The sequence below is a fragment of the Pantoea sp. X-Soil-TKNS-1211 genome (assembly GCF_059730495.1).
Window position 1 is genome coordinate 691,238 of sequence record NZ_AP035953.1, and the last position, 25,276, is coordinate 716,513.

Here is a 25,276-nt window from a genome sequence, read left to right on the forward strand (position 1 = left end):
GCATTGGTGCGAAGAGAGGGACTTGAACCCTCACGTCCGTAAGAACACTAACACCTGAAGCTAGCGCGTCTACCAATTCCGCCACCTTCGCATTGTGCAGTGCGATATGAACTACGTGGTTTTTGGTGCGAAGAGAGGGACTTGAACCCTCACGTCCGTAAGGACACTAACACCTGAAGCTAGCGCGTCTACCAATTCCGCCACCTTCGCATACCTGCAATACCTTAAGTATTGCTAACCACGGAGGCGCATTTTAGAGATTTTACTCAATGCGTCAACACATATTTCGCGACGGTGAAACGATTGCTGCAAAAAGCAACGTTTCTGCCGCCGCGTCAGGAAAATGGCTGAATTAACGTGCTTTCGCGCCGCGACCATAAACCGCACGGTAAACTTTAAAGCGTCCGGTTTGCGCCAGCACTTCATGGTTACCGAAGGTCTCATCCAGCACCTGGGGGTAAGGCAGGAAGGCGTTCGCGACAATGCGCAGTTCTCCGCCGCTGCTGAGATGTTTTATCGCGCCACGAATCAGCGTATGTGCCGCGTCGAGGCTGGTTTGCAGGCCATCATGGAACGGTGGGTTAGAGATGATCAGATCAAACCGTCCGGTGACATCAGAGAAGACGTTGCTGGCAAACACTTCACCTTCGAGGCCATTGGCCGCCAGCGTGGCTTTACTTGCTGCTACTGCGGCGGCATGCACATCGCACAACCACAGGCGGACTTTCGGCGAATGCTGTGCCAGCACGGTAGCCAGTACGCCGCTGCCACAGCCGATATCCAGTACTTTACCTTTGGTGTGCGGCGTCAGAGTGGAGAGCAGCAACGCGCTGCCGGCATCAAGGCCGTCACGGCTGAACACGCCTGGCTGGGTATGAATGGTGAGGCCGTCCAGCATATAACTGTCGCCAAAGGCGGCGGCATCAAAGGAAGGCTGTTGTTCCAGCTGTCCATGGTACAGGCCACAGCGACGCGCGCTGTCGATCTTCTCCAGTTTGGCCCACGACTCGACCATGCTTTCCGCACTACGTACGCCGCTGCGGTTCTCGCCCACGACAAAAATATCGCTGCCAACCGGCATCAGTGAAAGCAGGTTTTGCAGCTGGAACTGCGCTTCTGGTTTGTTTTTCGGCCAGAAGTAGACCAGGGTATCGCAACCCGCCACATCCGCAGCACTTGCAACCAGACCATACACCGCGCGCTCCGCCAGGCGACGGCTGAGGTTCTGCCAGTGATGATATTGCTGGGTATGCACGCGCGTTGATGCGGTTTCCAGCTGAGCGGGCAGGTCATCCTGCAAATCGCCAGCAAACAAAACATGGCGGGCGGTAAATTCATCACTGTGGCGCAGAATCACTTCGCTGGCCGGGGTTAAAGCAGACATGGATGGCTCCTGTTAAATCAGAGCGGGGATTATAGTGCTTTGTTGGCGCATGTTCGATGGGTTTGCTAGCATAGCGTCGCATTCTCGCAGCACAACGGGTAACAGCATGACATCAAGGCGCGACTGGCTTTTACAGCAAATGGGGATTACGCAGTATCAGCTGCGGCGTCCGCGCGTGTTGCAGGGCGAAATTGCGGTGCGGCTTACGCCGGATACCCGTCTGGTGCTGGTGGCAGAACACGCTCCGGCACTGCACGAACCGCTGGTCCGTGATGTGTTACGCACCTTAAACCTGCAACCCACGCAGGTGATGACGCTCACGCCAGAACAGCTCCAGATGCTACCGGAACAGGTGGATTGTGCGGGCTGGTTGCTGGGCGTGGCAAGCACGCATCCTTTTAATGGCGTCACTTTTGCGACGGCCACTTTCAATGAATTAATCAGTAGTGGTGCGGCGAAACGCGCCCTCTGGCAACAGATGTGTAACCATGACAGTCATCTCTTTAGTCACCCCTGAAGACCAGCCACAGCTGCTGGCAATTGAGCGTCGCAGCCATGCCTTTCCCTGGAGCGAACAGACGTTTACCAGCAATCAGGGGGAGCGTTTTTTAAATTTTCGTATTGAGGCGGACGGTCGTCTGGTCGGTTTTGCCATCACCCAGGTGGTGCTGGATGAGGCTTCACTGTTCAATATCGCGGTTGATCCTGATTTTCAGCGCCGTGGCTATGCCCGTCAGTTATTACAACATTTGATTGCTGAACTGGAGAAGCGCGAGGTGATGACGCTGTGGCTGGAAGTCCGTGCCTCCAATCTGGCGGCGATTGCCCTGTATGAACAATTAGAGTTTCACCAGGTGAGCCGCCGCCCCAATTATTACCCCACTGTCAGCGGACGAGAAGATGCCATCATCATGGCATTGACGCTGTAACGTTTTGGCTGAGGAAATCTATGTTAAACGACTGGGACTGCATTATTTTTGATGCGGATGACACGCTGTTTCACTTTGACGCCTATGCTGGTCTGCAACGCATGTTCGCCGGCTATGACGTGCAATTCACCGATCAGGATTACGCCGACTACCAGGCGATCAATAAACCGCTGTGGGTCGATTATCAGAACGGCGCGATTTCGGCGTTGCAGCTACAGACGCGCCGCTTTACTGGCTGGGGCGAGAAGCTCAGCGTGGCACCGGAAGTGCTAAACAGTGGCTTCCTCACGGCGATGGCTGAAATCTGCCTGCCTTTGCCGGGCGCTGCCAGTTTGCTGAACGCGCTGCACGGCAAGGTGAAAATTGCCATCATTACCAACGGCTTTACCGCCTTGCAGCAGGCGCGCCTCGAACGCACCGGCTTCCGTGATTATTTTGATACGCTGGTGATTTCGGAGCAGGTCGGTGTACCGAAGCCTGACCGTGCCATCTTCGATCATACGCTGGCGCTGCTCGGTAACCCGGCGCGCGAGCGCGTGTTGATGGTGGGGGATACGCCGGAATCGGATATCCTCGGCGGCATCAATGCCGGATTGAAAACCTGTTGGTTCGATCACGGTACGCGTCCGTTGCCTGAGCACATCATTCCGGACTGGCGAGTCACATCGCTGTCTGAGTTGGAAGTTTTACTGACGCAGCGTTAAAAGTATCTATTCATCACAAAGATGAGATTGCGTCTGAAGGCCCGCTGAGTGGGCCTTTTTTCATGCTAGAATCTATTCATCAATCTATTCATGCACGAGGGCGCGATGGCGGATATCACGACACAGCTGTTGGATGGCCCGCTGGGAGCCGCTGAGCTGTTGCGTCGTCTCGGCATCAGCCAGGCCACGTTATCGCGCCAGTTACGTCAGCAGGATCAGATCGTCCGCTGGGGCAAGGCGCGTGCCACGCGCTATGCCTTGCTACGTCCGTTGCGCGGTGAAAGTCGTTTTCCGCTTTATCGCGTGCTGCCGTCGGGACAGACGGTGCAGTTCGGTTGGCTGGTGCGCACCTGGCCGCAGGGCAGTTGTTTGCATCTGGATGAACAGGAGAATGGGACGTTTTACGACGGATTGCCGTGGTTCCTCAGCGATATGCGCCCGCAGGGATTTCTTGGGCGACTGTGGGGGCGAGAGAACGCGCAAGCGCTCGGGTTAACCGAAGATCTCCGTGTCTGGAGCGATGAGCAGTGCCTGATGGCATTGACGGTAACGGGTATGGACATGCCGGGCAACTGCCTGCTCGGCGCGACCGCTTATCAACGTTGGTTGCAGCAATCTGCACCGGTGCTGCTGAGCGCCGGGCAAAAAATCATGCGTTATCCGCAACTGGCGCAGCAGGTACTGAACGGCGATGAGGTGGGTTCATCGGCGGCGGGTGAGCAGCCGAAATTTCTCTGTTATGCCGAAACCGTACGCGGCAACCATCATTGCCTGGTCAAATTTACGGTTCCGCGTCAGAGCGAAAACAGCCAGCGCTGGCGTGATTTACTGCGCGCCGAACATCTGGCGCTGCGGCATCTTGCCGCTGCGGGGCTGGCGGCCGCGCACAGCCAGATTATCGAACAAGGCGGCCAGCTGTTCCTTGAAGTGCAGCGCTTCGATCGCGAAGGGGAACGGGGACGCCGTGGTATGTGCTCGTTGGAGGCGGTCAGCGCGGAATTTTTAGGGCGACAGCAGCACTGGCCGGATGCCTTGCGCGAACTGGCGCGCCAGCAACGGCTTGATGAAACCTCATTGCAGCGTGGCACGCTGCAATGGGCATTTGGTCGCCTGATCGCCAACAGCGATATGCACGCCGGGAACCTGTCATTTTTTACTGACGGGGAGCTGCTGCAACTGACCCCGGCTTACGACATGTTGCCGATGGCGCTGGCGCCGAACTCGCTCGGTCATATGCGTGATGAGGTGAATTTAACCCTGGATTTCTCGCTGCCCGGTGACGTCTGGCGCGTGGCCAGTGCGATGGCGAAAAGCTACTGGCAGACCATTGCGGTGGATGTGGCGTTTAGCGAGGGGTTCCGGCTGATTGCGCGCCAGGCGCAGTTGCAACTGGCGGCGCTGGACCTGACGCTGGAAAAGATGACGGTGAAGTGAAACCATTCGTAGCGGCGCGATTTATCGCGCGGGTGCTACTGACAGCGAGCACGGAAATGCGCGATAAATCGCGCCGCTACGGTTTACCGTTTTCCGTCTCTTCTTCTTTATCCTCTTTCACCGGCGTGCTGGCGGTAAGCAGGAACGGCGATTGCTGCCAGCGGGTGCGGCGATCACGCAACAGGGTACGCGTCAGGATGATGCCAATTGCCAGCGCCAGCAACATCATCAGACGCAGAATATTGGTGGTGTTATCCACCTGGCGCGATTCAGTGACCAGCACATGGGTGTCCAGCGTGACACGCAAAAAGCCCAGCGGGCCATCTTTACCGTTGAGCGGCTGTACAATCTGATGGTTGAAGTAGCTACCGGCACGTTTGCCATCCAGCGCCAGCCGGTCACGGACATCAATGCTTTCGCCGCTGTGTGCCACCAGGCTGCCATCATCGGCGTAGACGGAAGCATCCAGAATGCGGCTGTTGTCGGTGAGCTGATGTAGCACCGCCTCAATCTGCGTGCGATTATCGTCGCTGTTGTCCATCAAGGGTTGCAGGCTGAACGCCACCTGTTTAGTCAGGGTACGGGCCAGCTCCTCCACCTGTTCAGAGCGCGCCATTTGGTGCCCGAGACTAAACCAGGAAGCTCCCTGCATCAGCACGACTAACAGGGCCAGCGAGATAAGAACAATCACCGTGCGGTGCAGGCGAAATTTCAGTGCGGTTTTAACCATCAGAAACCCGTGTGACATAACAGCAGAAAGGCTGGCAATTATGTTGCCAGAACCGGCGCAGACAAGGTAGCCTCTTGCGTGGTTTTGTTGTCCCTACAGGAGCTGTAATGCCAAATCGTCTTACCTGGTGCGATCTGCCCGCCGATGTATCCCTTTGGCCGGGTCTACCCCTTTCCCTCAGCGGTGATGAAGTGATGCCGCTGGATTACCGTGCCGGTCGGACTGGCTGGTTGCTGTATGGGCGCGGGCTTGATAAACAAAAGCTGACCGACTATCAGCATCAGCTGGGGGCGGCGATGGTGATCGTTAGCGCCTGGAATGTGGACGAGTATCAGGTGATTCGTCTGGCAGGCTCGCTGACGCCACGAGCCAGCAAACTGGCGCACGATGCCGGTTTTGATGTGGCACCGCTCGGCAAGATCCCACATCTGAAAACCCCAGGTCTGCTGGTGATGGATATGGATTCCACGGCGATTCAGATCGAATGTATCGATGAAATCGCCAAACTGGCAGGCAGCGGCGAGCGAGTGGCGGAAGTGACCGAACGTGCGATGCGCGGCGAACTGGATTTTAAAGCCAGTCTGCGCGAGCGTGTTGGTACGCTGACCGGGGCCGATGCCAATATTCTCAAGCAGGTGCGTGATACGCTGCCATTGATGCCGGGCCTGACCACGTTGGTACAGAAGTTACAGGCGCTGGGCTGGCAGGTGGCGATCGCCTCGGGTGGCTTTACCTATTACGCTGATTATCTGCGCGACACCTTGCATCTTGCTGCGGCCGTCGCCAACGAACTGGAAATCCGTGACGGCAAACTGACCGGCCAGGTGCTGGGACAGATTGTCGATGCGCAATTTAAAGCGGATACCCTGAACAATCTGGCGCAGCGTTTTGCCATTGCGCCGGAGCAGACGGTGGCGATTGGCGACGGCGCGAATGACCTGCCGATGATTAAAACCGCCGGACTGGGTATCGCCTATCATGCTAAACCCAAAGTGAATGAGCAGACGGAAGTCATCATCCGTCACGCTGACCTGATGGGGGTGTTCTGCATCCTGAGCGGCAGCCTGATTCACGAAGAACGTTAATTAAGGAACAGATTTGGCCAAAGCGGCAAAACGCGCTTTCGTTTGTAATGAATGCGGCGCTGACTATCCGCGCTGGCAGGGGCAATGCAGCGCCTGCCATGCCTGGAATACCATCACCGAGGTGCGCATTGCTGCCTCGCCTGCCGCTGCGCGCAACGAACGCCTGAGTGGCTATGCCGGTAGTGCTGGCACCAGCCGGGTGCAGAAGCTGTCGGAAATTAGCCTTGAGGCGTTGCCGCGTTTCTCCACCAGTTTTAAAGAGTTTGACCGCGTGCTCGGCGGCGGCGTGGTACCCGGTAGTGCCATTTTGATTGGCGGCAACCCGGGGGCCGGGAAATCGACGCTACTGTTGCAGGTGATGTGTAAGCTGGCGGAAGGGATGAAAACCCTGTATGTCACTGGTGAAGAATCCTTGCAACAGGTGGCGATGCGCGCCCATCGTCTGGGATTACCCACCGAAAACCTGAATATGTTGTCGGAAACCAGCATCGAACAGATCTGTCTGATCGCCGAGCAGGAACAGCCGAAACTGATGGTGATCGACTCGATCCAGGTGATGCATATGGCGGAGATCCAATCTTCGCCGGGCAGTGTCGCGCAGGTGCGTGAAACGGCGGCTTACCTGACACGCTTCGCGAAAACGCGTGGCGTGGCGATTGTGATGGTAGGGCATGTCACCAAGGATGGCTCGCTGGCCGGACCGAAAGTGCTGGAGCATTGCATCGATTGTTCCGTGCTGCTGGATGGCGACGCCGATTCACGTTTCCGTACCCTGCGCAGCCATAAAAACCGCTTTGGCGCGGTGAACGAGCTGGGCGTGTTCGCCATGACCGAACAGGGGATGCGCGAAGTCAGCAACCCCTCCGCCATCTTCCTGTCACGCGGTGATGAGATCACTTCGGGCAGCTCGGTAATGGTGGTGTGGGAAGGTACGCGTCCACTGTTGGTAGAGATTCAGGCGCTGGTGGACCATTCGATGATGGGTAATCCACGTCGTGTCGCCGTTGGCCTGGAGCAGAACCGCCTGGCGATCCTGCTGGCGGTGCTGCATCGCCACGGCGGTTTGCAGATGGCGGATCAGGATGTGTTCGTCAACGTGGTCGGTGGCGTAAAAGTCACAGAAACCAGCGCCGATCTTGCGTTGCTGCTGGCGATGGTCTCCAGTTTACGCGATCGTCCCCTGCCGCAGGATCTGGTGATCTTTGGCGAAGTCGGGCTGGCCGGTGAAATTCGGCCGGTGCCCAGTGGCCAGGAACGTATTTCTGAAGCCGCCAAGCATGGCTTTAAGCGGGCGATTGTGCCCGCAGGCAATGCACCGAAGAAACCGCTTGAAGGGATGAAGGTGTATAGCGCGAAGAAGCTGGCAGATGCACTGGCGATTCTGGACGAGCTGTAATCCGGCATATTTCACCTAAAAAGCGCGCGATAAATCGCGGCGCTACGACATGTGCACATTATTTTATGCAGGAGGCACGCAGTGTCATCATTTGACTACCTGAAAACCGCCATTCGCCAGCAGGGCCATACGCTGCAACAGGTGGCGGATGCCAGCGGGATGACCAAGGGCTATTTAAGCCAGTTGCTGAATGCTAAAATCAAAAGCCCCAGCGCCGTCAAACTGGAAGCGTTGCATCGTTTTCTGGGGCTGGAGTTTCCGCGTCGCGAGAAGACTGTCGGCGTGATATTCGGTAAGTTCTATCCGTTGCATACCGGGCACATTTATCTGATTCAGCGCGCCTGTAGCCAGGTGGATGAACTGCATATCATCATGGGCCATGACGATCCACGCGATCGTGAATTGTTTGAAAACAGCGCCATGTCGCAACAGCCGACCATCAGCGATCGCCTGCGCTGGTTGTTGCAAACCTTCAAATACCAAAAAAATATCCGTATCCACTCCTTCAATGAAGAGGGGATCGAACCTTATCCGCACGGCTGGGATGTGTGGAGCGAAGGGGTGAAAACCTTTCTGGCGCAGCAGGGCATTGAAGCAGATTGCGTCTACACCAGCGAAGCGCCGGATGCGCCGATGTATCAGCAGCATCTGGGTATTGAAGCGGTGGTGCTGGATCCCAATCGATCCTTTATGAGCATCAGCGGCGCGCAGATTCGCCAGGATCCGTTCCGCTATTGGGAATATATTCCTACCGAAGTGAAGCCGTTCTTTGTGCGTACTGTGGCGGTCCTCGGTGGCGAGTCGAGCGGTAAATCGACACTGGTGAATAAGTTGGCGAATATCTTCAACACCACCAGTGCGTGGGAATATGGCCGCGATTATGTGTTCTCTCACCTCGGTGGCGACGAGATCGCGCTGCAATATTCGGACTATGACAAAATTGCCCTTGGGCAGGCGCAGTACATCGATTTTGCCGTTAAGTACGCCAACAAAGTGGCCTTTATCGATACCGATTTCATCACCACCCAGGCGTTCTGCCTCAAGTATGAGGGGCGGGAACACCCGTTTGTGCAGGCGTTGATTGATGAATACCGTTTCGATCTGGTGATTTTGCTGGAGAACAACGTGCCGTGGGTAGCGGATGGGCTACGCAGCCTCGGCAGTTCAGTGGATCGGCGCGAGTTCCAGTCGTTACTGATCACCATGCTGCGTGAGAACAATATCGACTTCGTGCATGTGAAAGAGGATGACTACGACACGCGCTTCCTGCGCTGTGTCGAACTGGTCAAACAGATGCTGGGGAATGGCGCCAAAACGGGCTAAAGCCGGTACCGTAGCGGCGCGATTTATCGCGCAATAAATCACGCCGCTACGTATTTCCGCCTTAATGCGTCGCCAGGGCGCGTAGCGTATTAACCCCTTTCTGCCGCACCAGCAGCGCCAGCAATAACATACCCGCCAGCGCCAGCACGCTCGCCAGCACAAATGCGGTGTGATAACCGCCACCATACTGGATCAGGAAGCCGGTAATCCCCGGTGACAGAATGCCCGCCAGATTTGCCAGCAGATGGACAAAACCGCCCGCCGTACCGATACGCCCTGCCGGGACAATATCCTGCAACAGCGACCAGCAGGCCTGCGGTGTCATATAGGCGAACACGCTCGCCAGGGTTATCAGCGTGACGGCTGCTGCCAGGCTTTGACTCCAGGCGGTCAGCAGCACGCACAACGCGGCGACGGCCAACCCGACAAAAATCACCAGCTTGCGTGACAGCAGGAAGTTCTGCGTGCGGCGATACAGCATGTCGCACACCACGCCACCACCGAGAAAGCCGACAGTGGCACCGAGCCACGGCAGAATACCGATGATACTCATGCTTTTGATATCCAGATGCTGGAAGTCGGTCAGGTAGCTCGGCAGCCAGGAAAGGAAGAAATACTGGATATAGTTGAAGCAGAAGAAGGCACTGGCGACGCCCAGCACCGGCAGGGAGAAGACGTAGCGCCACAGCGAGTGCTGATCTTGCTGGGGGGTACTGGCCGTCTGACTGGCCGGACGTTGCTGCATAATCAGCTGGCTTTCCTCGCGGCTGACGCGCGGATGTTGCTCCGGCTTATCGCGGAACAGCAACAGCCAACTGGCGACCCAGACAAAGCCCAACGCGGCAATCACCACAAAGGCGATACGCCAGCCAAAATTCAGGCCCACTAAACCGACAATCGGTGCGGCAATGGCTGCTCCTAACGGCTGCCCGGCATTGGTAAAACCGACCGCCCGACCTACTTCCTGACGCGGGAACCAGTTGGCAATCGATTTGTTGGTGGTAGTACCCATTGGCCCTTCGCCGATGCCAAACAGCATACGCACAATCAACAGATGCCCAAAACCGGTGACCAGCGCGGTTGCGCCGCAGAACAGCGACCAGATGGTGGCTGCCCAGGCATAGACGCGACGTGGACCAAAGCGGTCAGCCCCCCAGCCGCCGAGAAAACAAAACAGGCAATAACCGATAAAGAAGCAGCTGAACAGGATGCCCATTTGCGCATCATCAATGCCGAGATCTTTTTTCACCAGCGGTGCCATCACCGACAGCGCCGCGCGATCGAGATAGTTGAGCATACCCGCGCAGAACAGCAGCAGGGCAATGACCACACGATAATTTTTAAACATGATGCACTCCCTGTTGATCAATCCGTTGATGGGTGATCCGATACTCGCGCAGCACTTGCTCGTCGGGTTGATAACCGAGGCCAGGACGATCGCTCAGGGTAAAGTTCACGTCGTGGGGTAGATCGGGGTAAAGATCGACTTCAAAGTCGATCCACGGGATCTCCATTTTCACGCTATCCGGCAGCAGTGCGACCAGATGCGCAGTGGCCAGCATTCCCGCACCGTAATAAAAGCAGTGCGGCACCACGCGTACGCGATATTGCTGCGCCAGTGTGAACACATGCAGGGCGGCGGTGATGCCGCCGACTTTGCTGACGCTGGGTTGCACCACATCGACCGCGCCGCTTTCCAGCAGATTGACGAAACCGAAATCGCCATCGACATTTTCACCGGCGGCCAGTGGCACGCCGACGCGACGCAGTTGCGACAGGCCGTCAAAATCATCCGGTGGCCAGATCGGCTCTTCCAGCCAACCCAGCTCCAGCGAGCGCAGTTCATGAGCTTGCTGGCTCGCCTGCTCACGTGTCCACGGGCAGTTGACGTCCACCATCAGTTGTACCCCGGCAGGCAGCGCGGCACGCGCAGCGGCAATGGCGGGTACGGCGGTTTCATGCAGTTTCAGGGTGCGAAATCCCTGCTGATGGGCGCGCAGCACTTGAGCGGCCACTTCTTCGGGATCATTGGCGTAGCTCACCAGGCTGGCATAGCGCTCGACCTGCTGACGCCTTGCCCCCAGTAGCTGCCATAGCGGTTGCTGGCGTTGCTGACCGAGCAAGTCCCACAAGGCGATATCGATAGCGGAGAGGGCGTAGCGCACCGGGCCGCTGCGGCCAAACGCATGCAGCGCCTGCTCGGCGCTTTGCATTAATGCGGCGATCGCCTTTGAGCTGTCGGGGAGTGCCTGTTGCAGGAAAAACGGGGCGACCAGGCTGCACAGTGCCTGCTCGGTAACCGGGTTCGCCAGATGTCCAAAGGCTTCACCCCAGCCCACCAGGCCGCTGTCGCTGGTGACTTTTATCAGCAGGGTTTCCATCCGGCTCAACGACGGCGAGGCCGCGTTAAAAGTGGTTTCCTGCTCCGCTGGTGGACGTCGATGCGCATCAAATGGGATCGCAATACGCATCACTTCGATCGTAGTTATCTTCATGCCATAGACCTCAAAAGGGTGCGCCCGGCGCGAGTAGTTATGAAAAATGCCGGGACTGATAGGGATACATCGGGTCAATAGCGAGTATAAAAAGCAGACAAAGCGGGAACATCGGGCAACAGCCCAGGAGTGAATGCGGATTCAGGCGGGTTTTTGTGCTGATTAACGGCACGTGGTGCAGGGGATCACAAATATGAGGTAAAAAACCATAAATGCGCGATAAATCGTGCCGCTACGGGATGGGCAGATGTCATCACTGCGCGATAAATCGCGCCGCTACGGGATGGGCAAATGTCTGTAGCGGCGCGATTTATCGCGCAAAAAAAGCGCCGGTTAAGGCGCCTTTTATTATCGCGTCAGCGAAATTACTTCGCCATACGTTTGTACTTGATACGCTTCGGCTCCAGAGCCTCCGCGCCAAGAGTACGTTTTTTGTACTCTTCGTATTCGGTGAAGTTACCTTCGAAGAACTCCACTTTACCCTCATCCTGATAGTCGATGATGTGAGTGGCGATACGGTCGAGGAACCAACGGTCATGCGAGATAACCATCGCACAGCCAGGGAATTCCAGCAGGGCGTTTTCCAGCGCGCGCAGGGTTTCGATGTCGAGGTCGTTGGTCGGTTCATCGAGCAGCAGCAGGTTGCCGCCGACCTGCAACAATTTCGCCAGATGCAGACGACCGCGCTCACCACCAGACAGCTCGCCAACGCGTTTGCCCTGGTCGGTGCCTTTGAAGTTAAAGCGACCAACGTAAGCGCGGCTTGGCATTTCGGTGTTGCCGATACGCATGATGTCCTGGCCGCCGGAGACTTCTTCCCACACGGTTTTGCTGCCATCCATCGCATCACGGAACTGATCGACTGATGCCAGTTTCACGGTTTCGCCCAGCTCGATGGTGCCGGAGTCCGGCTGCTCCTGACCTGACATCATACGGAACAGGGTAGATTTACCCGCGCCGTTCGGTCCGATAATCCCGACAATCGCGCCTTTCGGCAGCGAGAAGGAGAGATCGTCAATCAGCACGCGGTCGCCGTAGGATTTACGCAGATTGTTAACTTCCAACACTTTGTCACCGAGGCGTGCGCCTGGCGGAATAAACAGTTCGTTGGTTTCGTTACGTTTCTGGTATTCGGTGTTGTTCAGTTCTTCGAAGCGTGCCAGACGGGCTTTGCCCTTCGACTGACGGCCTTTTGCGCCCTGACGCACCCACTCCAGCTCTTTCTCAATGGACTTGCGACGTGCCGCTTCGGCAGACGCTTCCTGCGCCAGACGCTGATCTTTTTGCTCCAGCCAGGAAGAGTAGTTGCCTTCCCACGGAATACCCTCGCCACGGTCCAGTTCCAGAATCCAGCCCGCGACGTTATCGAGGAAGTAACGGTCATGGGTGATCGCCACGACGGTACCTTCGAAGTCGTGCAGGAAACGCTCCAGCCAGGCCACGGATTCTGCATCCAGGTGGTTGGTGGGTTCGTCGAGCAGCAACATGTCTGGCTTTTCCAGCAGCAGACGGCACAGCGCAACGCGGCGGCGTTCACCACCGGACAGGTTAGCAATTTTGGCATCCCACTCTGGCAGACGCATGGCATCGGCCGCACGGTTCAACTGGGTTTCCAGGTTGTGACCATCATGGGCCTGGATGACTTCTTCCAGACGGCCCTGCTCAGCGGCCAGTTTGTCGAAATCGGCATCCGGGTCTGCGTACAGCGCATAGACTTCGTCCAGACGCTTCAGCGCACCGACCACTTCGGACACCGCTTCCTCAACGGATTCACGCACGGTGTGTTCCGGGTTGAGCTTGGGTTCCTGCGGCAGGTAGCCGACTTTAATCCCCGGCTGTGGGCGGGCTTCCCCTTCGATATCTTTATCGATACCGGCCATGATACGCAGCAGGGTTGATTTACCCGCACCGTTCAGGCCGAGAACACCAATTTTGGCCCCAGGGAAAAAGCTAAGAGAGATATTCTTCAGAATATGACGCTTCGGCGGAACTACTTTGCCGACGCGATGCATGCTATAGACGAATTGAGCCACGTTGTAATGAGCCTCTTGGTCTGTGGAGGTGGACGTCAGATGCTGAAGTTTAGCCGTTTTCCCGAGCCAATCACAGCGACACGGCGGTGAAACTTCTGGAGCTGGCTCGATAAACGGATAACTGTTTGATTCTCGCGCAGCCATCGGACTATGCTGGCTTTTTGCCTTAAAACGGGAGGAGGTGCGATGAGAGTGCTGATTGCTGCGGATGAACATGCCTGGGGCGGCTTAATACCGTCGATTCGTCAGATGTTACCCGATGTGGAGTTTGTCGCGTCAGCGGGCCATGCGGCCGAGAGCCTCGCCGGGTTTGATGCCCTGGTGCCCGGCATGTGCCGGGTCGATGCGCGGCTGCTGGCGACCGCCGATCGCCTGAAGCTGATTCAGCAGGCGGGTGTCGGGCTGGAAGGTGTCGATATCGACGCCGCAAAGCAGGCCGGTATCATGGTGGCAAATGTCCCCTCCGATCACTCCGGCAACGCCGATTCAGTCGCTGAACTGGGCATCTGGATGATGATTGGCCTGGCGCGCCGTCAGCAGGAAATCGCGCAATGCCTGGTGCAGCAGCGACTTGGACAGCCGATCGGCATGGGGTTGATGGGCAAAACCGTCGGTCTGGTCGGGTTGGGCGGCATCGGTAAAGCGCTGGCGAAACGCCTCGCACCCTTTGGTATGCGGATGATTGGGGTGAAACGGGAAGCGGATGCAGCGTTTGCCCGTGAGCATCAGCTTGACTGGGTGGGCGGTATCAGCCAGTTGCCACAACTGTTGGCGCAGTCCGATTTTGTGGTGTTGAGTCTGCCGCACAACGCGGAAACCCATCAGATCATCGATGCGGCGGCACTGGCGCAGATGAAGCCCAGCGGTTTCCTGGTAAACCTGGGTCGTGGCGGCCTGATCGACAAAGCGGCGTTTCTCGCGGCGCTGGAGAATCAAACCCTGGCCGGTGCCGGGTTAGATGTCTTCTGGCAGGAGCCGCCCGATCCCAACGATGCGGTGTTTCAGCATAACGTGATTGCCACGCCGCATATTGGTGGCGTCACCGATATCTCACTGGCCGGGAATATCAAAGGCGTATGCGATAACCTGCGCCGTCTGCGTGATGGCGAGGCGGTGATTGATCGCTGGGCCTAACCGCAGCACAGCTTAACCTCTGCCGCCTGCATCACCTCCAACAATGCAGGCGGCGGCGGGCTGTCGCTCACCAGAATATCGAATAACGAGAAATCACCAATGCGGGCGGGCAGCACCTTGCCGTATTTGCTGCTGTCACCCACCATGATGCACGTCTGCGCCCGCTGCAACGCCAGGTGTTTAATGGGTAACTCATTCAGGTTGTAGCAGGTGGCTCCCTGACGCACATCCATGCCTGCGGCAGAGATAAAGGCTTTGGTTGGGCAGAGTGCATCGAGCACCGTCGCCTGTTCCAGCGGTGTAAATACCGCGTTGTCGGCATGAAACTCCCCACCGGATAAAATCACCCGGCAGTTCGGTTTCTCTTTCAGCGCCAGAAAGGTATTGATAGCGCTGCAAATCGCGGTGAATGGCAGCTCGTCATCGATGGCATCAATCACCAACGGCAGCGTAGTGCCACAATCAAAAAACACCGTGTCGTTGGCCTCTATCAGCGTCGCGGCATGCTGCGCCAGCTGCTGCTTTTTACTGACGTTGAGATTTTGCTGGTCGCTGACAAAGTAATGCGCGATGTTCTGACGTGGATCGCGCATGATGTAGCCACCCAGCAGCACCACGCCGTTCGCTGGCTCGGTCAAATCACGGCGGATGGTCATTTCTGACACACCCAGCAGTTGCGCCGCTTCCTTCAGATGCAGTTTATCGGTGCGTTTCAGCGCCAGTGCCAGGCGGGTGATACGATCAAAGCGGCGGGTTTCCATCTCTCGGTTTTTCCTGGAAAAAACATGCGCCATGTTAACCAGAAATCACCTCAGATCGCCACCAATCCGCGCACCCCATCCGCTTCCATCGTCTCTCCACGTCCACGCTGCACGATTTCACCGCGTGACATCACCAGATAGTTATCGGCCAACTCGGCAGCGAAGTCGTAAAATTGCTCCACCAACAGGATCGCCATATCACCGCGCTGTGCCAACTGGCGGATCACCGCGCCGATCTCTTTGATCACCGAGGGCTGGATCCCTTCGGTGGGTTCATCGAGGATCAGTAACTGCGGTTTGCAGGCGAGGGCGCGGCCAATCGCCAGTTGCTGCTGTTGACCGCCGGACAGATCGCCACCGCGCCGTGCTTTCATCTCCTTCAGCACCGGAAACAGCTGATAAATTTCCTCCGGCACCGTTTTTGCCTGGGCACCGGAGAAGCGCGCCAGTCCCATCAACAGATTCTCTTCCACCGTCAGGCGCGGGAAAATTTCGCGTCCCTGGGGGACGTAAGCAATGCCAGATTGCACCCGTTGATGTGGCTTGCGGCTGTTGATCACCTTATCCTGCCAACGGATCTCGCCGGATTTGGCCGGTATCAACCCCATCAGGCACTTCAGCAGCGTGGTTTTGCCCACGCCGTTACGTCCCAACAGGCAGGTGATTTCGCCGGGTTTGGTTTCAAACGACAAGCCGCGCAGGATGTGGCTGCCGCCATAATATTGATTCAGATCCGATACCTGTAACATCTCAGCGCCCCAGATAAACGTCGATTACCCGATCGTCGGCCTGTACTTCGCGCAACGATCCCTCGGCCAGCACCTGGCCCTGATGTAGCACTGTCACATGGTCGGCAATGGTTTCGACAAACCCCATATCATGTTCCACCACCATCAGCGAATGCTTACCGGCGAGGCTGCGGAACAGTTCGGCGGTGTACTCGGTTTCGGCATCGGTCATGCCTGCTGCTGGTTCATCCAGCAACAACAGGTGCGGGTCCTGCACCAGCAACATGCCAATCTCCAGAAACTGCTTTTGCCCGTGCGATAGCAGACCAGCTTTGCGCTGGCGTTCGCCGCCCAGACGCAGCAACTTCAGTACCTCATTGATGCGATCCTGCTGCTCACCGCTGAGACGGGCGCGCAGACTGGCCCACACCGATTTGTCATTTTTCAGAGCGATTTCGAGATTTTCGAACACCGTCAGTGCTTCAAACACCGTCGGTTTCTGGAACTTGCGGCCAATCCCGGCGCGGGCGATCTCCACCGGAGACAGGGCGGTCAGATCGGTGTCCTGGTCGTACATCACCCGACCATTGTCCGGGCGGGTTTTGCCGGTGATCACATCCATCAGCGTGGTTTTACCCGCGCCATTAGGACCGATGACGCAACGCAATTCGCCAACGCCAATCTGCAACGACAAGTCGGTCAGCGCGCGAAAACCGTCAAAAGACACGTTAATATTTTCCAGCAGGAGCACCGGATCACGTTGATCGCGATGGCGATCCGCCGGATGCGGTTGGGTAAACAGTTGTTCAGTCATCTTTCCTCCGGCGCAGCAGGCCAATTACGCCACGCGGCAGGAACAGCGTAACGAGGATAAACATCAGCCCCAGGAAGAACAGCCAGTATTCCGGGAAGGCGACGGTGAACCAGCTTTTCGCGCCGTTAACAATCGCCGCGCCGAGCAAGGGACCAATCAGGGTGCCACGCCCCCCCAGCGCCACCCAGATAGCGGCTTCGATGGAGTTGGTGGGGGACATTTCGCTCGGGTTGATGATGCCCACCTGCGGGACGTAGAGCGCACCCGCCAGCCCACACAGCACGGCGGAAAGAGTCCAGACAAACAGCTTAAAACCGCGTGGATCGTAGCCGATGAACATCAGGCGGTTTTCCGCATCGCGCACTGCGGTCAGCACCCGGCCAAACTTGCTGCGCGCCAGGGCAAAACCAACGCCGATGCTGACCAGCAGCAGCAACACGGTGGCGACAAACAACCCGATGCGCGTGCCGGTGGCGGTGACATTGAAGCCGAGCAGGGTGGTGAAGCCGGTAAAGCCGTTGTTACCGCCAAAGCCGGTTTCGTTGCGGAAAAACAGCAACATGCCAGCGTAGGTCAGCGCCTGGGTCATGATCGAGAAGTAGACACCTTTGATCTTCGAACGGAAGGCGAAGAAACCGAACACCAACGCCAACAGGCCGGGCACCAACACAATCAGGCACAGCGCCCAGGCGAAGTGTTGCGTACCGGCCCAAAACCACGGCAGTTCATTCCACGACAGAAATGACATAAATGCGGGCAGCCCCTCACCAGAGGCCTGACGCATCAGGTACATCCCCATGCCATAACCACCGAGGGCGAAGAACAGACCGTGACCGAGCGACAGCAGCCCGGCATAGCCCCACACCAGATCGAGTGCCACCGCGACGATGGCATAACAGAGGATCTTGCCGACCAACGTCAGCGTATAGGTCGAGAGCGCCAGCGGATGGCTGGCAGGTAGCAGCGCAAAGAACGGCATAATCAACAGCAGCAGCGCGATGATCACGCCAAGGCTGAGGGTCAGGCGCGGCGCTTTGCGCGCGACGGTTAAGGTTAGCGGCTGGCTCATCACTCAATCACCCTCCCTTTGAACGCAAACAGGCCCTGGGGACGTTTCTGAATAAACAGCACAATCAACACCAGGATCAGGATCTTGCCGAGTACCGCGCCAATCTGCGGTTCCAGCACCTTGTTGAGGATACCAAGCCCAAAGGCAGCCACTACCGTGCCTGCCAACTGACCGACACCGCCCAGTACCACCACGAGGAAGGAGTCGATGATGTAGCCCTGACCGAGTTCCGGGCCGACATTGCCCAGCTGTGACAAGGCCACGCCACCCAGCCCGGCGATACCGGAGCCGAGGCCAAACGCCAGCATATCGATGCGTCCGGTAGGCACGCCGCAACAATCCGCCATGGCGCGGTTTTGCGTCACGGCGCGCACGCTGAGGCCGAGGCGGGTTTTGTTCAGCAGCAGCCAGGTCAGACCCAGCACGGCAAACACGAACACAATGACCGCGATACGGTTATACGGCAGCACGAGGTTTGGCAGCACCTGCATGCCACCGGAGAGCCAGTCCGGGTTGGCGACTTCAAGGTTCTGCGCGCCAAACAGCATCCGCACCAACTGGATCAGCATCAGGCTGATGCCCCAGGTCGCGAGCAGAGTCTCCAGTGGGCGACCGTACAGATGGCGAATGATGGTGCGTTCCAGTACCATCCCCATCACGGCGGTGACGAGGAAGGCCACCGGCAGCGCCAGTAGCGGATACCACGCCAGCCATTGCGGCGCGAACTGTTGAAACAGGCTTTGTACCAGCCAGGTGGCGTACGCGCCCAGCATCAGCATTTCGCCGTGTGCCATATTGATCACGCCGAGCAGACCGTAGGTGATTGCCAGCCCGAGCGCCGCCAGCAGCAGGATCGATCCCAGCGACAGGCCGGTAAAGGCCTGACCGAGCAGGTCGCCCCACATCAGACGATGTTTGATATTTTTCAGGCTGTCAGTGGCGGCGGTGCGTACCTGAGCATCGGGTTCATTCGCCGCTTGCGTCAGGCGTTGCAGACTGGCCTGCATATTAGGATCGCTGGATTCTCCCAGCAGTTTTACCGCTTGCAGGCGCACCTGCGCATCCGGGCTGGTGAGTTGCAGGTTGGCGGCAGCCATCGCCAGCGTGGCGTGCACCTTGCTGTCTTTTTCGCTGGCGAGGCGTTGTTCAATCAGCGGTAACTGGTCGGCGGCCCCGTCGTTTTGCAGCTGCTGTGCGGCACGCAGGCGAATGGCCGGATCGTCACTGACCAACTGATGCGCGGCGAGCGCACTGGCGATCAACACACGCAGCCGGTTGTTCATAAAGAGTTTTTTGGTTTCGCCCGTTGGCTGCTGCGCGCTGTCGAGCGGCTGGAATTTATCGTCCTGTTTACTGAACGGTTGCTTGTTCTCATCAATGACCACGCTTTCATTACGCAGTGCCTCCAGCAGCGGCAGGCGGCTGGCCTGCGGTGCGGCGGCCCATTGTTGCAGCAGCGTGGCTTGTTGCGTGCGGCTGGCGGCGGCGAAATCTGCGCCATCGCCCGCCTGGGCCAGCCAGGGCAGGAGCAACAGCAGACAGCAGAGATAGCGGCGAATTGTCATGGTTCTGGCCCTGTGGTTGCGGGGATGTTGCCAGGTCGCCATTGATGGCGACCTGGTCTTATTTATTGGGTTGATTTCACCGGATGATCAGGCTTCTTATCGTTACCGGCGATATACGGGCTCCACGGCTGAGCGCGGATCGGTTTGTCGGTCTGCCACACCACGTTGAACTGACCGTTTTCTTCGACTTCACCGATCATCACCGGCTTATGCAGATGGTGGTTGGTTTTGTCCATGGTCAGGGTGAAACCATCTGGCGCTTTAAAGGTTTGTCCGGCCATGGCCGCACGCACTTTATCCACATCAGTGGTGCCCGCTTTCTCGACCGCCTGCGCCCACATATGAATGCCGACATAGGTCGCTTCCATCGGGTCATTGGTCACCACGGTGTTGGCGTTCGGCAGGTTATGCGCTTTGGCATAGGCGCGGTAATCAGCAACAAACTTGGCGTTAGTCGGGTTATCCACTGACTCAAAGTAGTTCCACGCCGCTAACTGACCGACCAGCGGTTTGGTATCAATACCGCGCAGTTCTTCCTCGCCCACCGAGAAGGCGATCACCGGAATATCGGTGGCTTTAATGCCCTGGTTCGCCAGCTCTTTGTAGAACGGCACGTTGGAGTCGCCGTTGATGGTGGAGATCACCGCAGTTTTGCCACCCGCAGAGAATTTCTTGATATTGGAGACGATGGTCTGGTAATCGCTGTAACCAAACGGCGTATACACTTCCTGGATATCTTTGTCCTGTACCCCTTTCGAATGCAGGAAGGCACGCAGGATCTTGTTGGTGGTGCGCGGGTAGACGTAGTCGGTGCCCAGCAGGAAGAAGCGTTTAGCGCTGCCGCCGTCTTCGCTCATCAGATATTCCACCGCTGGAATCGCCTGTTGGTTCGGTGCCGCGCCGGTGTAGAACACGTTCGGCGACATCTCTTCGCCTTCGTACTGCACCGGGTAGAACAGCAGGCCGTTCAACTCTTCGAACACCGGCAGTACCGATTTACGCGATACTGAAGTCCAGCAGCCAAACACCACCGCGACTTTGTCTTGCGTCAGCAGCTGACGGGCTTTCTCGGCAAACAGCGGCCAGTTGGAGGCTGGGTCAACTACCACCGGTTCCAGCTTTTTGCCCAACACGCCACCTTTGGCGTTAATTTCATCAATAGTCATCAGCGCAACATCTTTTAACGGCGTCTCCGAAATGGCCATGGTGCCGGAGAGCGAATGCATGATCCCCACTTTGATGGTATCGGCAGCCTGAGCACCAAAGGCAAAGCCCATGCTGACGACGGTAGCGGAGAGAGCGAAAGCCTTAAGCAACGAACGTCTTTTCATCGTTTAAACCCCTAAATGTGTAATGTGTTTTTATTCAATGGGTTGGAGCCTGGCCTGCTGTAACATGTGTAACGTGATTTTTCTGACCTCTGCTTTGCTGACGGCGATATGGTCGGTCAGAATGCGCTGTGCCTCCTCGGTATGTTGCTGAAATATCGCCCGTAAAATCTGAGCGTGCTCGCGGTACGTGGCATCGACCCGGTCGTCACGCGTAAAGTCGAGACGACGGATGATGCGAATCTTTTCGGTCAGCTCGGCGTGTACACGGGCCATTTCCCGGTTGCCGGTGGCGCTGACCAGCGCCATATGAAAGGCTTCGTCGTGCAACGACACGGTTTTGCCGTCTTCCAGACGTGGGTTATCGATCCAGAAGATTTTCAGCTCGGTCAGGGTTTCCGCGCACTGCAACGGCGGTAGCGCGCAGAGACGGCGCACCGCCTCGCGTTCCAGCACGGTGCGAAAGTCGTACAACTCTTCGAAGTACTCGAAGTTGAACGGCTTGACCTGCCAGCCGCTGCGAAACCACACTTCGACATAGCCTTCCCGCTCCAGCCAGAACAGCGCCTGACGCACCGGCGTGCGGCTGACCTCCATCCGTTCGGCGATTTCGCTTTCGCTGAAGCGGTCACCGGGCATCAGGCGAAACTCGAAAATATCGTTCTTCAGCGCCTGGTAGACTTTCTCTGCCAGTGCTTCCGGACGACCTTTGCTGCGTTGCGGGCTGGTACTCATGGGCATTCCTTATTCCAGCCACAGCAGGGTGTCGCCCGGACTCACCGGACGTCCTGCCTGGCAGGCGATACGTTTCACACGACCCGCCTCGGGGGAGACAATCGCCAACTCCATCTTCATCGCTTCGACGATGATCAGTGTCTGGCCGGCTTCCACCTCATCACCCGGTTGCACCAGCACTTTCCAGATGTTGCCGTTCATATCGGCGCTCACCGCCAGGGCGGTGTCGTCTTCTTCCGTCACCACCAACGTCTCTTCCGTAGTCAGTGGGGCGTTCTGCTCCTCCTGCGCCCATAGCGTCACTTCCTGCTCAAAGGCGGCAGCCTGACGGTCGCGGAACTCAGCGATCGAGGCGGCGTTTTCACTCAGGAATTGCTGGTGTGCGGCGAAGTCGAACAACGTCTCCTCAATGCGGATATGCGCGCGGCCTTCGCGGAAGTCGTCACGCAACTGCGTCAGTTCTTCTTCGCTCACCGGGTAGAAGCGCACCTGATCGAAGAAGTGCAGCAGCCAGGGTTCGTCGGCAGCGAATTGATCGTTTTTCAGGAATTTGTTCCAGATGGGCAGCGTGTGACCGACCAACTGATAGCCGCCGGGGGAGTCCATGCCGTAGATACACATGTACATGCCGCCAATCCCTACCGTGCCTTCGGCGGTAAAGGTACGCGCCGGGCTGTATTTTGAACTCAGCAGACGATGGCGCGGATCGATCGGCACCGCGCAGGGTGCGCCGAGATAGACATCGCCCAGACCGAGGATCAGGTAGCTGGCATTGAAAAGGGTGTCGCGCACCGCTTCACGACTCTCCAGGCCATTAATACGCTGGATAAAGTCGACGTTGTTCGGCAGCCACGGCGCGGTGGCGCGCACGGTTTCCTGATAGCGTTCCACTGCACCGAGGGTGGCGCTGTCTTCAAACGCCATCGGCATCCAGACGACGCGTGACGGTACTTTCAACTGGCTGACATCGCCGAGTCCGGCTTCCAGCTCCAGCAGCAATGCCATCAGCTGTGGCTGGCTGAGGATCAGGCTGTCGTAGCGCACCTGCAACGAGCGTACGCCGGGCGACAACTCTTCTACCCCGGGCACCGCGCGTTCACGCAGCGCTTGCATCAGCAGATGCACGCGCAAACGTAACGCCAGATCCAGCACGTTGTCGCCGTACTCAATCAGCACGTATTTGTCACCGGCCTGGCGATAGGCGACTGCCGGAGTGCTGGCGGTGGCGGGCAGGGCGGCCAGCAGCGTCGCCGAGCCGATGTCACTGGCGGCCAGCGACGGTACCGCAAAGGCGGGCGCATGGGCCGATCGCAGGGTCGCGATGCTGTGCGCCTGAGCTTTCTCCAGTGCCACCGCTTCGTCAGCGCTGATGGGGTGGAAACGAATACTGTCGCCCGGTTTCACCTGACCGACCTTCCACAGCTCCGCTTTGGCGATAGTGACCGGGCAGACGAAGCCGCCGAGGCTTGGGCCGTCATGGGTGAGGATCACCGGGAAGTCGCCAGTGAAGTTCACCGCGCCGATGGCGTATTCGCAGTCGTGGACGTTGGAAGGATGTAACCCGGCTTCGCCGCCGTTGGCGCGCGTCCAGCTCGGTTTAGGTCCCACCAGACGCACACCGAGACGGTTGGAGTTGTAATGTACCTGCCAGTCGCTGGCGAAAAATTCGTCGATAGCGGCCTGGGTGAAGAAGTCCGGTGCGCCGTGCGGTCCATACAACACGCCGATACGCCATTCGGTACCGTAGTGCGGCACCAGCGCGTGATCGAGCGCCTGTGGTTCGCTGACCGGGGCGGGGGTGGTGCAGGCCGCCAGTCCAGGTTGGGAAATCGGCAGCATATCGGCAACGCGCAGGGTGCGTCCGGCATGGCCGCCAAACTGGCCGAGTGAAAAGGTGGAGCGGCTACCGAGATACTCCGGCACATCAAAACCGTTGCGTACTGCCAGATAGGTGCGGCAGCCGCTGTGGGCGCGACCCAGTGTCAGGGTCTGTCCCGCCTCGACCTTGACCGGTTGCCAGTAGCTGACCGGCTCGCCATCGAGATCCGCCGGGCAATCGGCACCGGTTAGCGCAATCACCGCGTCGCTGTGAAAACGCAACGTTGGGCCTTGCAGGGTGAACTCCAGCCCGGCCGCGGCTTCGTGGTTGCCGACAATGCGGTTGGCGAGACGGAAGGCGAAATCATCCATTGGGCCGGACGGCGGCACACCGATATCCCAGTAGCCAAGGCGGCCCGGAAAATCCTGAATGCTGCTGAAGGTGCCGGGTTGCAGCACTTCAATCACGCTGGCTGTCGGGGTGAAACTGTCGAGGTAACGCGTCCAGACCTTGCCGCTGCGGAAAGCTTCGGTGGCAACGATTTGACGCAGATAATCCAGGTTGCTGGCGATGCCATGCAGCTGGGTAGCGTCCAGCGCCTGCTGCATTTTCGCCAGCGCGGCGTCACGGGTGTCAGCATGAACGATCAGTTTGGCGACCATCGGATCGTAATACGCGGAGACTTCGGTGCCGGTCGCGATCCAGCCATCGACGCGCACATCATCCGGGAAGCTGACGCCGGTCAGGACGCCAGGGCTGGGCTGGAAGTTTTTCAGCGGATCTTCCGCGTACAGACGCACTTCAATCGATGCGCCTTGTGGTGCCTGCTGCATCCGCGCCCAGTCGAGGCTATCGCCCGCCGCCACTTTCAACATGCACTCCACCAGGTCGAGACCCGTGACGCATTCGGTCACCGGGTGCTCCACCTGCAGGCGTGTGTTCACTTCGAGGAAATAAAACGCGTCTTGTTCGGCGTCGTAGATATATTCCACGGTGCCCGCGCTGCGGTAGCTGACCAGCTCGCCAAGACGCACCGCCGAGGCCAGCAGCGCTTCACGCGTGGCCTGCGGCAGATTGGGTGCCGGGGTCTCTTCCACGACTTTCTGATTACGACGTTGCAGCGAACAGTCGCGTTCGCCAAGGGCGATGACCTTGCCGCTGCCGTCACCAAAAATCTGCACTTCAACGTGACGGGCACGATCGATGCAGCGCTCCAGAAACACGCCTGCGTCACTGAAAAATTGTTCACCGAGACGGCGCACGCTTTCCCAGGCGTTGCGCAGTGCCTCCGCGTCGGCGCAACGTGTCAGGCCGATACCACCACCACCTGCGGTGCTTTTCAGCATCACCGGATAGCCAATGTGATCGGCGGCGGTCAGCGCTTCTTCCAGTGAACTCAGCAACGCGGTGCCGGGCGTCATTGGCACGCCAGCACTGGCCGCCAGCTCACGGGCGCGGTGCTTGAGGCCAAACTCGCCAATCTGTTGTGCGGTGGGACCAACAAAGGCGATACCGGCTTCTTCACAGGCAGCGGCAAATGGCAGGCTCTCGGAGAGAAAGCCGTAGCCCGGCCAGATAGCTTCTGCGCCGGTCTCTTTGGCGGCAGCGAGGATTTTGTCGATTCTCAGGTAGCTGTCGCTGGCTTTATCGCCGCCAAGGGCAATCGCCACATCAGCTTCTTTCACATGGCGCGCGTTACGGTCGGCGTCGGAGTACACCGCCACACTTTTCACGCCCAGACGTTTGAGGGTACGGATAGCGCGGCAGGCGATCTCGCCACGGTTAGCAATCAGAACGGTGCTGAACATGA

At 58.0% G+C, this 25,276-nt stretch carries 21 protein-coding genes and 2 tRNA genes; 8 read left to right on the forward strand and 15 right to left on the reverse strand.

The genetic code is table 11. The features are described 5' to 3' along the window. Positions 1-4: 4 nt before the first annotated feature. The 3 genes from AC6I8W_RS03110 to rsmC form a co-directional block, all read right to left on the reverse strand. Positions 5-91: transfer RNA gene (locus tag AC6I8W_RS03110), tRNA-Leu, on the reverse strand. Positions 92-123: 32 nt separating this feature from the next. Next, positions 124-210, reverse strand: a tRNA-Leu gene (locus tag AC6I8W_RS03115). A 142-nt stretch (positions 211-352) separates the two neighbouring features. Further along, positions 353-1,384 (reverse strand): 16S rRNA (guanine(1207)-N(2))-methyltransferase RsmC, encoded by a 1,032-nt coding sequence (gene rsmC / locus AC6I8W_RS03120; RefSeq protein ID WP_497836936.1) that lies wholly within the window; start codon positions 1,382-1,384, stop codon positions 353-355. Between the two features lie 106 nt (positions 1,385-1,490). On the opposite strand from rsmC, the gene AC6I8W_RS03125 reads away from it, so the two are divergent. The 4 genes from AC6I8W_RS03125 to yjjJ all read left to right on the forward strand — a co-directional run bounded on the left by AC6I8W_RS03125 (position 1,491) and on the right by yjjJ (position 4,451). Further along, a complete protein-coding gene (locus tag AC6I8W_RS03125; RefSeq protein WP_497836937.1) occupies positions 1,491-1,901 on the forward strand; it encodes a DNA polymerase III subunit psi in 411 nt (136 codons plus the stop codon). Further along, positions 1,873-2,313, forward strand: coding sequence for a ribosomal protein S18-alanine N-acetyltransferase (rimI, locus tag AC6I8W_RS03130; RefSeq protein ID WP_497836938.1), 441 nt, complete (start codon positions 1,873-1,875; stop codon positions 2,311-2,313). Before AC6I8W_RS03125 ends, rimI begins: the two co-directional genes overlap by 29 nt. Positions 2,314-2,333: 20 nt before the next feature. Further along, entirely contained in the window at positions 2,334-3,017 is a 684-nt protein-coding gene (gene yjjG, locus AC6I8W_RS03135) for a pyrimidine 5'-nucleotidase (protein WP_497836939.1), read from the forward strand. Between the two features lie 105 nt (positions 3,018-3,122). Continuing rightward, entirely contained in the window at positions 3,123-4,451 is a 1,329-nt protein-coding gene (gene yjjJ / locus AC6I8W_RS03140) for a type II toxin-antitoxin system HipA family toxin YjjJ (protein WP_497836940.1), read from the forward strand. Positions 4,452-4,527: 76 nt separating this feature from the next. Here the strand turns inward: yjjJ and AC6I8W_RS03145 are convergent, their stop codons facing one another. Beyond that, a complete protein-coding gene (locus AC6I8W_RS03145; RefSeq protein ID WP_497836941.1) occupies positions 4,528-5,181 on the reverse strand; it encodes a YtjB family periplasmic protein in 654 nt (217 codons plus the stop codon). 107 nt (positions 5,182-5,288) lie between these two features. Between AC6I8W_RS03145 and serB the strand changes: the two genes are divergently transcribed. The 3 genes from serB to nadR all read left to right on the forward strand — a co-directional run bounded on the left by serB (position 5,289) and on the right by nadR (position 8,985). Further along, positions 5,289-6,266, forward strand: coding sequence for a phosphoserine phosphatase (gene serB / locus AC6I8W_RS03150; protein WP_497836942.1), 978 nt, complete (start codon positions 5,289-5,291; stop codon positions 6,264-6,266). A gap of 13 nt (positions 6,267-6,279) precedes the next feature. Beyond that, positions 6,280-7,662: a DNA repair protein RadA gene (radA, locus tag AC6I8W_RS03155; RefSeq protein WP_480368096.1), complete on the forward strand. Its 1,383-nt coding sequence runs from the start codon at positions 6,280-6,282 to the stop codon at positions 7,660-7,662. 81 nt (positions 7,663-7,743) lie between these two features. Next, positions 7,744-8,985: a multifunctional transcriptional regulator/nicotinamide-nucleotide adenylyltransferase/ribosylnicotinamide kinase NadR gene (gene nadR / locus AC6I8W_RS03160; RefSeq protein WP_497836943.1), complete on the forward strand. Its 1,242-nt coding sequence runs from the start codon at positions 7,744-7,746 to the stop codon at positions 8,983-8,985. 61 nt (positions 8,986-9,046) lie between these two features. Here the strand turns inward: nadR and AC6I8W_RS03165 are convergent, their stop codons facing one another. From AC6I8W_RS03165 to ettA, 3 genes are all read right to left on the reverse strand, one after another. Further along, positions 9,047-10,333 carry an MFS transporter gene (locus AC6I8W_RS03165; protein ID WP_497836944.1) on the reverse strand — a complete coding sequence of 429 codons (1,287 nt, stop codon included), beginning with the start codon at positions 10,331-10,333 and terminating at the stop codon, positions 9,047-9,049. After that, a complete protein-coding gene (locus AC6I8W_RS03170; protein ID WP_497836945.1) occupies positions 10,326-11,480 on the reverse strand; it encodes a mandelate racemase/muconate lactonizing enzyme family protein in 1,155 nt (384 codons plus the stop codon). The genes AC6I8W_RS03165 and AC6I8W_RS03170 overlap by 8 nt, the downstream gene beginning before the upstream one ends. A gap of 365 nt (positions 11,481-11,845) precedes the next feature. Beyond that, positions 11,846-13,513 (reverse strand): energy-dependent translational throttle protein EttA, encoded by a 1,668-nt coding sequence (gene ettA / locus AC6I8W_RS03175; protein WP_497836946.1) that lies wholly within the window; start codon positions 13,511-13,513, stop codon positions 11,846-11,848. Between the two features lie 186 nt (positions 13,514-13,699). Between ettA and AC6I8W_RS03180 the strand changes: the two genes are divergently transcribed. Next, positions 13,700-14,647, forward strand: coding sequence for a 2-hydroxyacid dehydrogenase (locus AC6I8W_RS03180; protein WP_497836947.1), 948 nt, complete (start codon positions 13,700-13,702; stop codon positions 14,645-14,647). Here the strand turns inward: AC6I8W_RS03180 and deoR are convergent. The 8 genes from deoR to uca all read right to left on the reverse strand — a co-directional run bounded on the left by deoR (position 14,644) and on the right by uca (position 25,274). Further along, positions 14,644-15,408, reverse strand: coding sequence for a DNA-binding transcriptional repressor DeoR (gene deoR, locus AC6I8W_RS03185; RefSeq protein WP_497836948.1), 765 nt, complete (start codon positions 15,406-15,408; stop codon positions 14,644-14,646). The two genes, AC6I8W_RS03180 and deoR, sit on opposite strands and share 4 nt — an antisense overlap. Positions 15,409-15,458: 50 nt before the next feature. Beyond that, complete coding sequence (gene urtE, locus AC6I8W_RS03190) at positions 15,459-16,157, reverse strand: urea ABC transporter ATP-binding subunit UrtE (protein ID WP_497836949.1); 699 nt, start codon at positions 16,155-16,157, stop codon at positions 15,459-15,461. Position 16,158: 1 nt separating this feature from the next. Continuing rightward, positions 16,159-16,950 (reverse strand): urea ABC transporter ATP-binding protein UrtD, encoded by a 792-nt coding sequence (gene urtD / locus AC6I8W_RS03195; protein ID WP_497836950.1) that lies wholly within the window; start codon positions 16,948-16,950, stop codon positions 16,159-16,161. Then, positions 16,943-18,019, reverse strand: coding sequence for an urea ABC transporter permease subunit UrtC (urtC, locus tag AC6I8W_RS03200; protein WP_497836951.1), 1,077 nt, complete (start codon positions 18,017-18,019; stop codon positions 16,943-16,945). The genes urtD and urtC overlap by 8 nt, the downstream gene beginning before the upstream one ends. Then, the gene (gene urtB / locus AC6I8W_RS03205; RefSeq protein ID WP_497836952.1) at positions 18,019-19,584 is read right to left on the reverse strand and encodes an urea ABC transporter permease subunit UrtB; all 1,566 of its coding nucleotides are present in this window, start codon (positions 19,582-19,584) and stop codon (positions 18,019-18,021) included. Before urtB ends, urtC begins: the two co-directional genes overlap by 1 nt. 62 nt (positions 19,585-19,646) lie before the next feature. Continuing rightward, positions 19,647-20,915 carry an urea ABC transporter substrate-binding protein gene (gene urtA, locus AC6I8W_RS03210; RefSeq protein WP_497836953.1) on the reverse strand — a complete coding sequence of 423 codons (1,269 nt, stop codon included), beginning with the start codon at positions 20,913-20,915 and terminating at the stop codon, positions 19,647-19,649. Between the two features lie 30 nt (positions 20,916-20,945). Then, positions 20,946-21,647 (reverse strand): GntR family transcriptional regulator, encoded by a 702-nt coding sequence (locus AC6I8W_RS03215; protein ID WP_497836954.1) that lies wholly within the window; start codon positions 21,645-21,647, stop codon positions 20,946-20,948. 9 nt (positions 21,648-21,656) lie between these two features. Then, a complete protein-coding gene (gene uca / locus AC6I8W_RS03220) occupies positions 21,657-25,274 on the reverse strand; it encodes an urea carboxylase (RefSeq protein WP_497836955.1) in 3,618 nt (1,205 codons plus the stop codon). Positions 25,275-25,276 lie beyond the last annotated feature (2 nt).

Excerpts from the sequence above, each read along its gene's own strand:
- rimI (WP_497836938.1), top strand. The coding sequence starts at position 1,873 with ATGACAGTCATCTCTTTAGTCACCCCTGAAGACCAGCCACAGCTGCTG.
- AC6I8W_RS03125 (WP_497836937.1), top strand. The coding sequence starts at position 1,491 with ATGACATCAAGGCGCGACTGGCTTTTACAGCAAATGGGGATTACGCAG.
- urtC (WP_497836951.1), bottom strand. The coding sequence starts at position 18,019 with ATGAGCCAGCCGCTAACCTTAACCGTCGCGCGCAAAGCGCCGCGCCTG.
- AC6I8W_RS03170 (WP_497836945.1), bottom strand. The coding sequence starts at position 11,480 with ATGAAGATAACTACGATCGAAGTGATGCGTATTGCGATCCCATTTGAT.
- yjjJ (WP_497836940.1), top strand. The coding sequence starts at position 3,123 with ATGGCGGATATCACGACACAGCTGTTGGATGGCCCGCTGGGAGCCGCT.
- AC6I8W_RS03165 (WP_497836944.1), bottom strand. The coding sequence starts at position 10,333 with ATGTTTAAAAATTATCGTGTGGTCATTGCCCTGCTGCTGTTCTGCGCG.
- urtB (WP_497836952.1), bottom strand. The coding sequence starts at position 19,584 with ATGACAATTCGCCGCTATCTCTGCTGTCTGCTGTTGCTCCTGCCCTGG.
- urtD (WP_497836950.1), bottom strand. The coding sequence starts at position 16,950 with ATGACTGAACAACTGTTTACCCAACCGCATCCGGCGGATCGCCATCGC.
- urtE (WP_497836949.1), bottom strand. The coding sequence starts at position 16,157 with ATGTTACAGGTATCGGATCTGAATCAATATTATGGCGGCAGCCACATC.
- deoR (WP_497836948.1), bottom strand. The coding sequence starts at position 15,408 with ATGGAAACCCGCCGCTTTGATCGTATCACCCGCCTGGCACTGGCGCTG.
- AC6I8W_RS03180 (WP_497836947.1), top strand. The coding sequence starts at position 13,700 with ATGAGAGTGCTGATTGCTGCGGATGAACATGCCTGGGGCGGCTTAATA.
- yjjG (WP_497836939.1), top strand. The coding sequence starts at position 2,334 with ATGTTAAACGACTGGGACTGCATTATTTTTGATGCGGATGACACGCTG.
- uca (WP_497836955.1), bottom strand. The coding sequence starts at position 25,274 with ATGTTCAGCACCGTTCTGATTGCTAACCGTGGCGAGATCGCCTGCCGC.
- urtA (WP_497836953.1), bottom strand. The coding sequence starts at position 20,915 with ATGAAAAGACGTTCGTTGCTTAAGGCTTTCGCTCTCTCCGCTACCGTC.
- rsmC (WP_497836936.1), bottom strand. The coding sequence starts at position 1,384 with ATGTCTGCTTTAACCCCGGCCAGCGAAGTGATTCTGCGCCACAGTGAT.
- AC6I8W_RS03145 (WP_497836941.1), bottom strand. The coding sequence starts at position 5,181 with ATGGTTAAAACCGCACTGAAATTTCGCCTGCACCGCACGGTGATTGTT.
- AC6I8W_RS03215 (WP_497836954.1), bottom strand. The coding sequence starts at position 21,647 with ATGAGTACCAGCCCGCAACGCAGCAAAGGTCGTCCGGAAGCACTGGCA.
- serB (WP_497836942.1), top strand. The coding sequence starts at position 5,289 with ATGCCAAATCGTCTTACCTGGTGCGATCTGCCCGCCGATGTATCCCTT.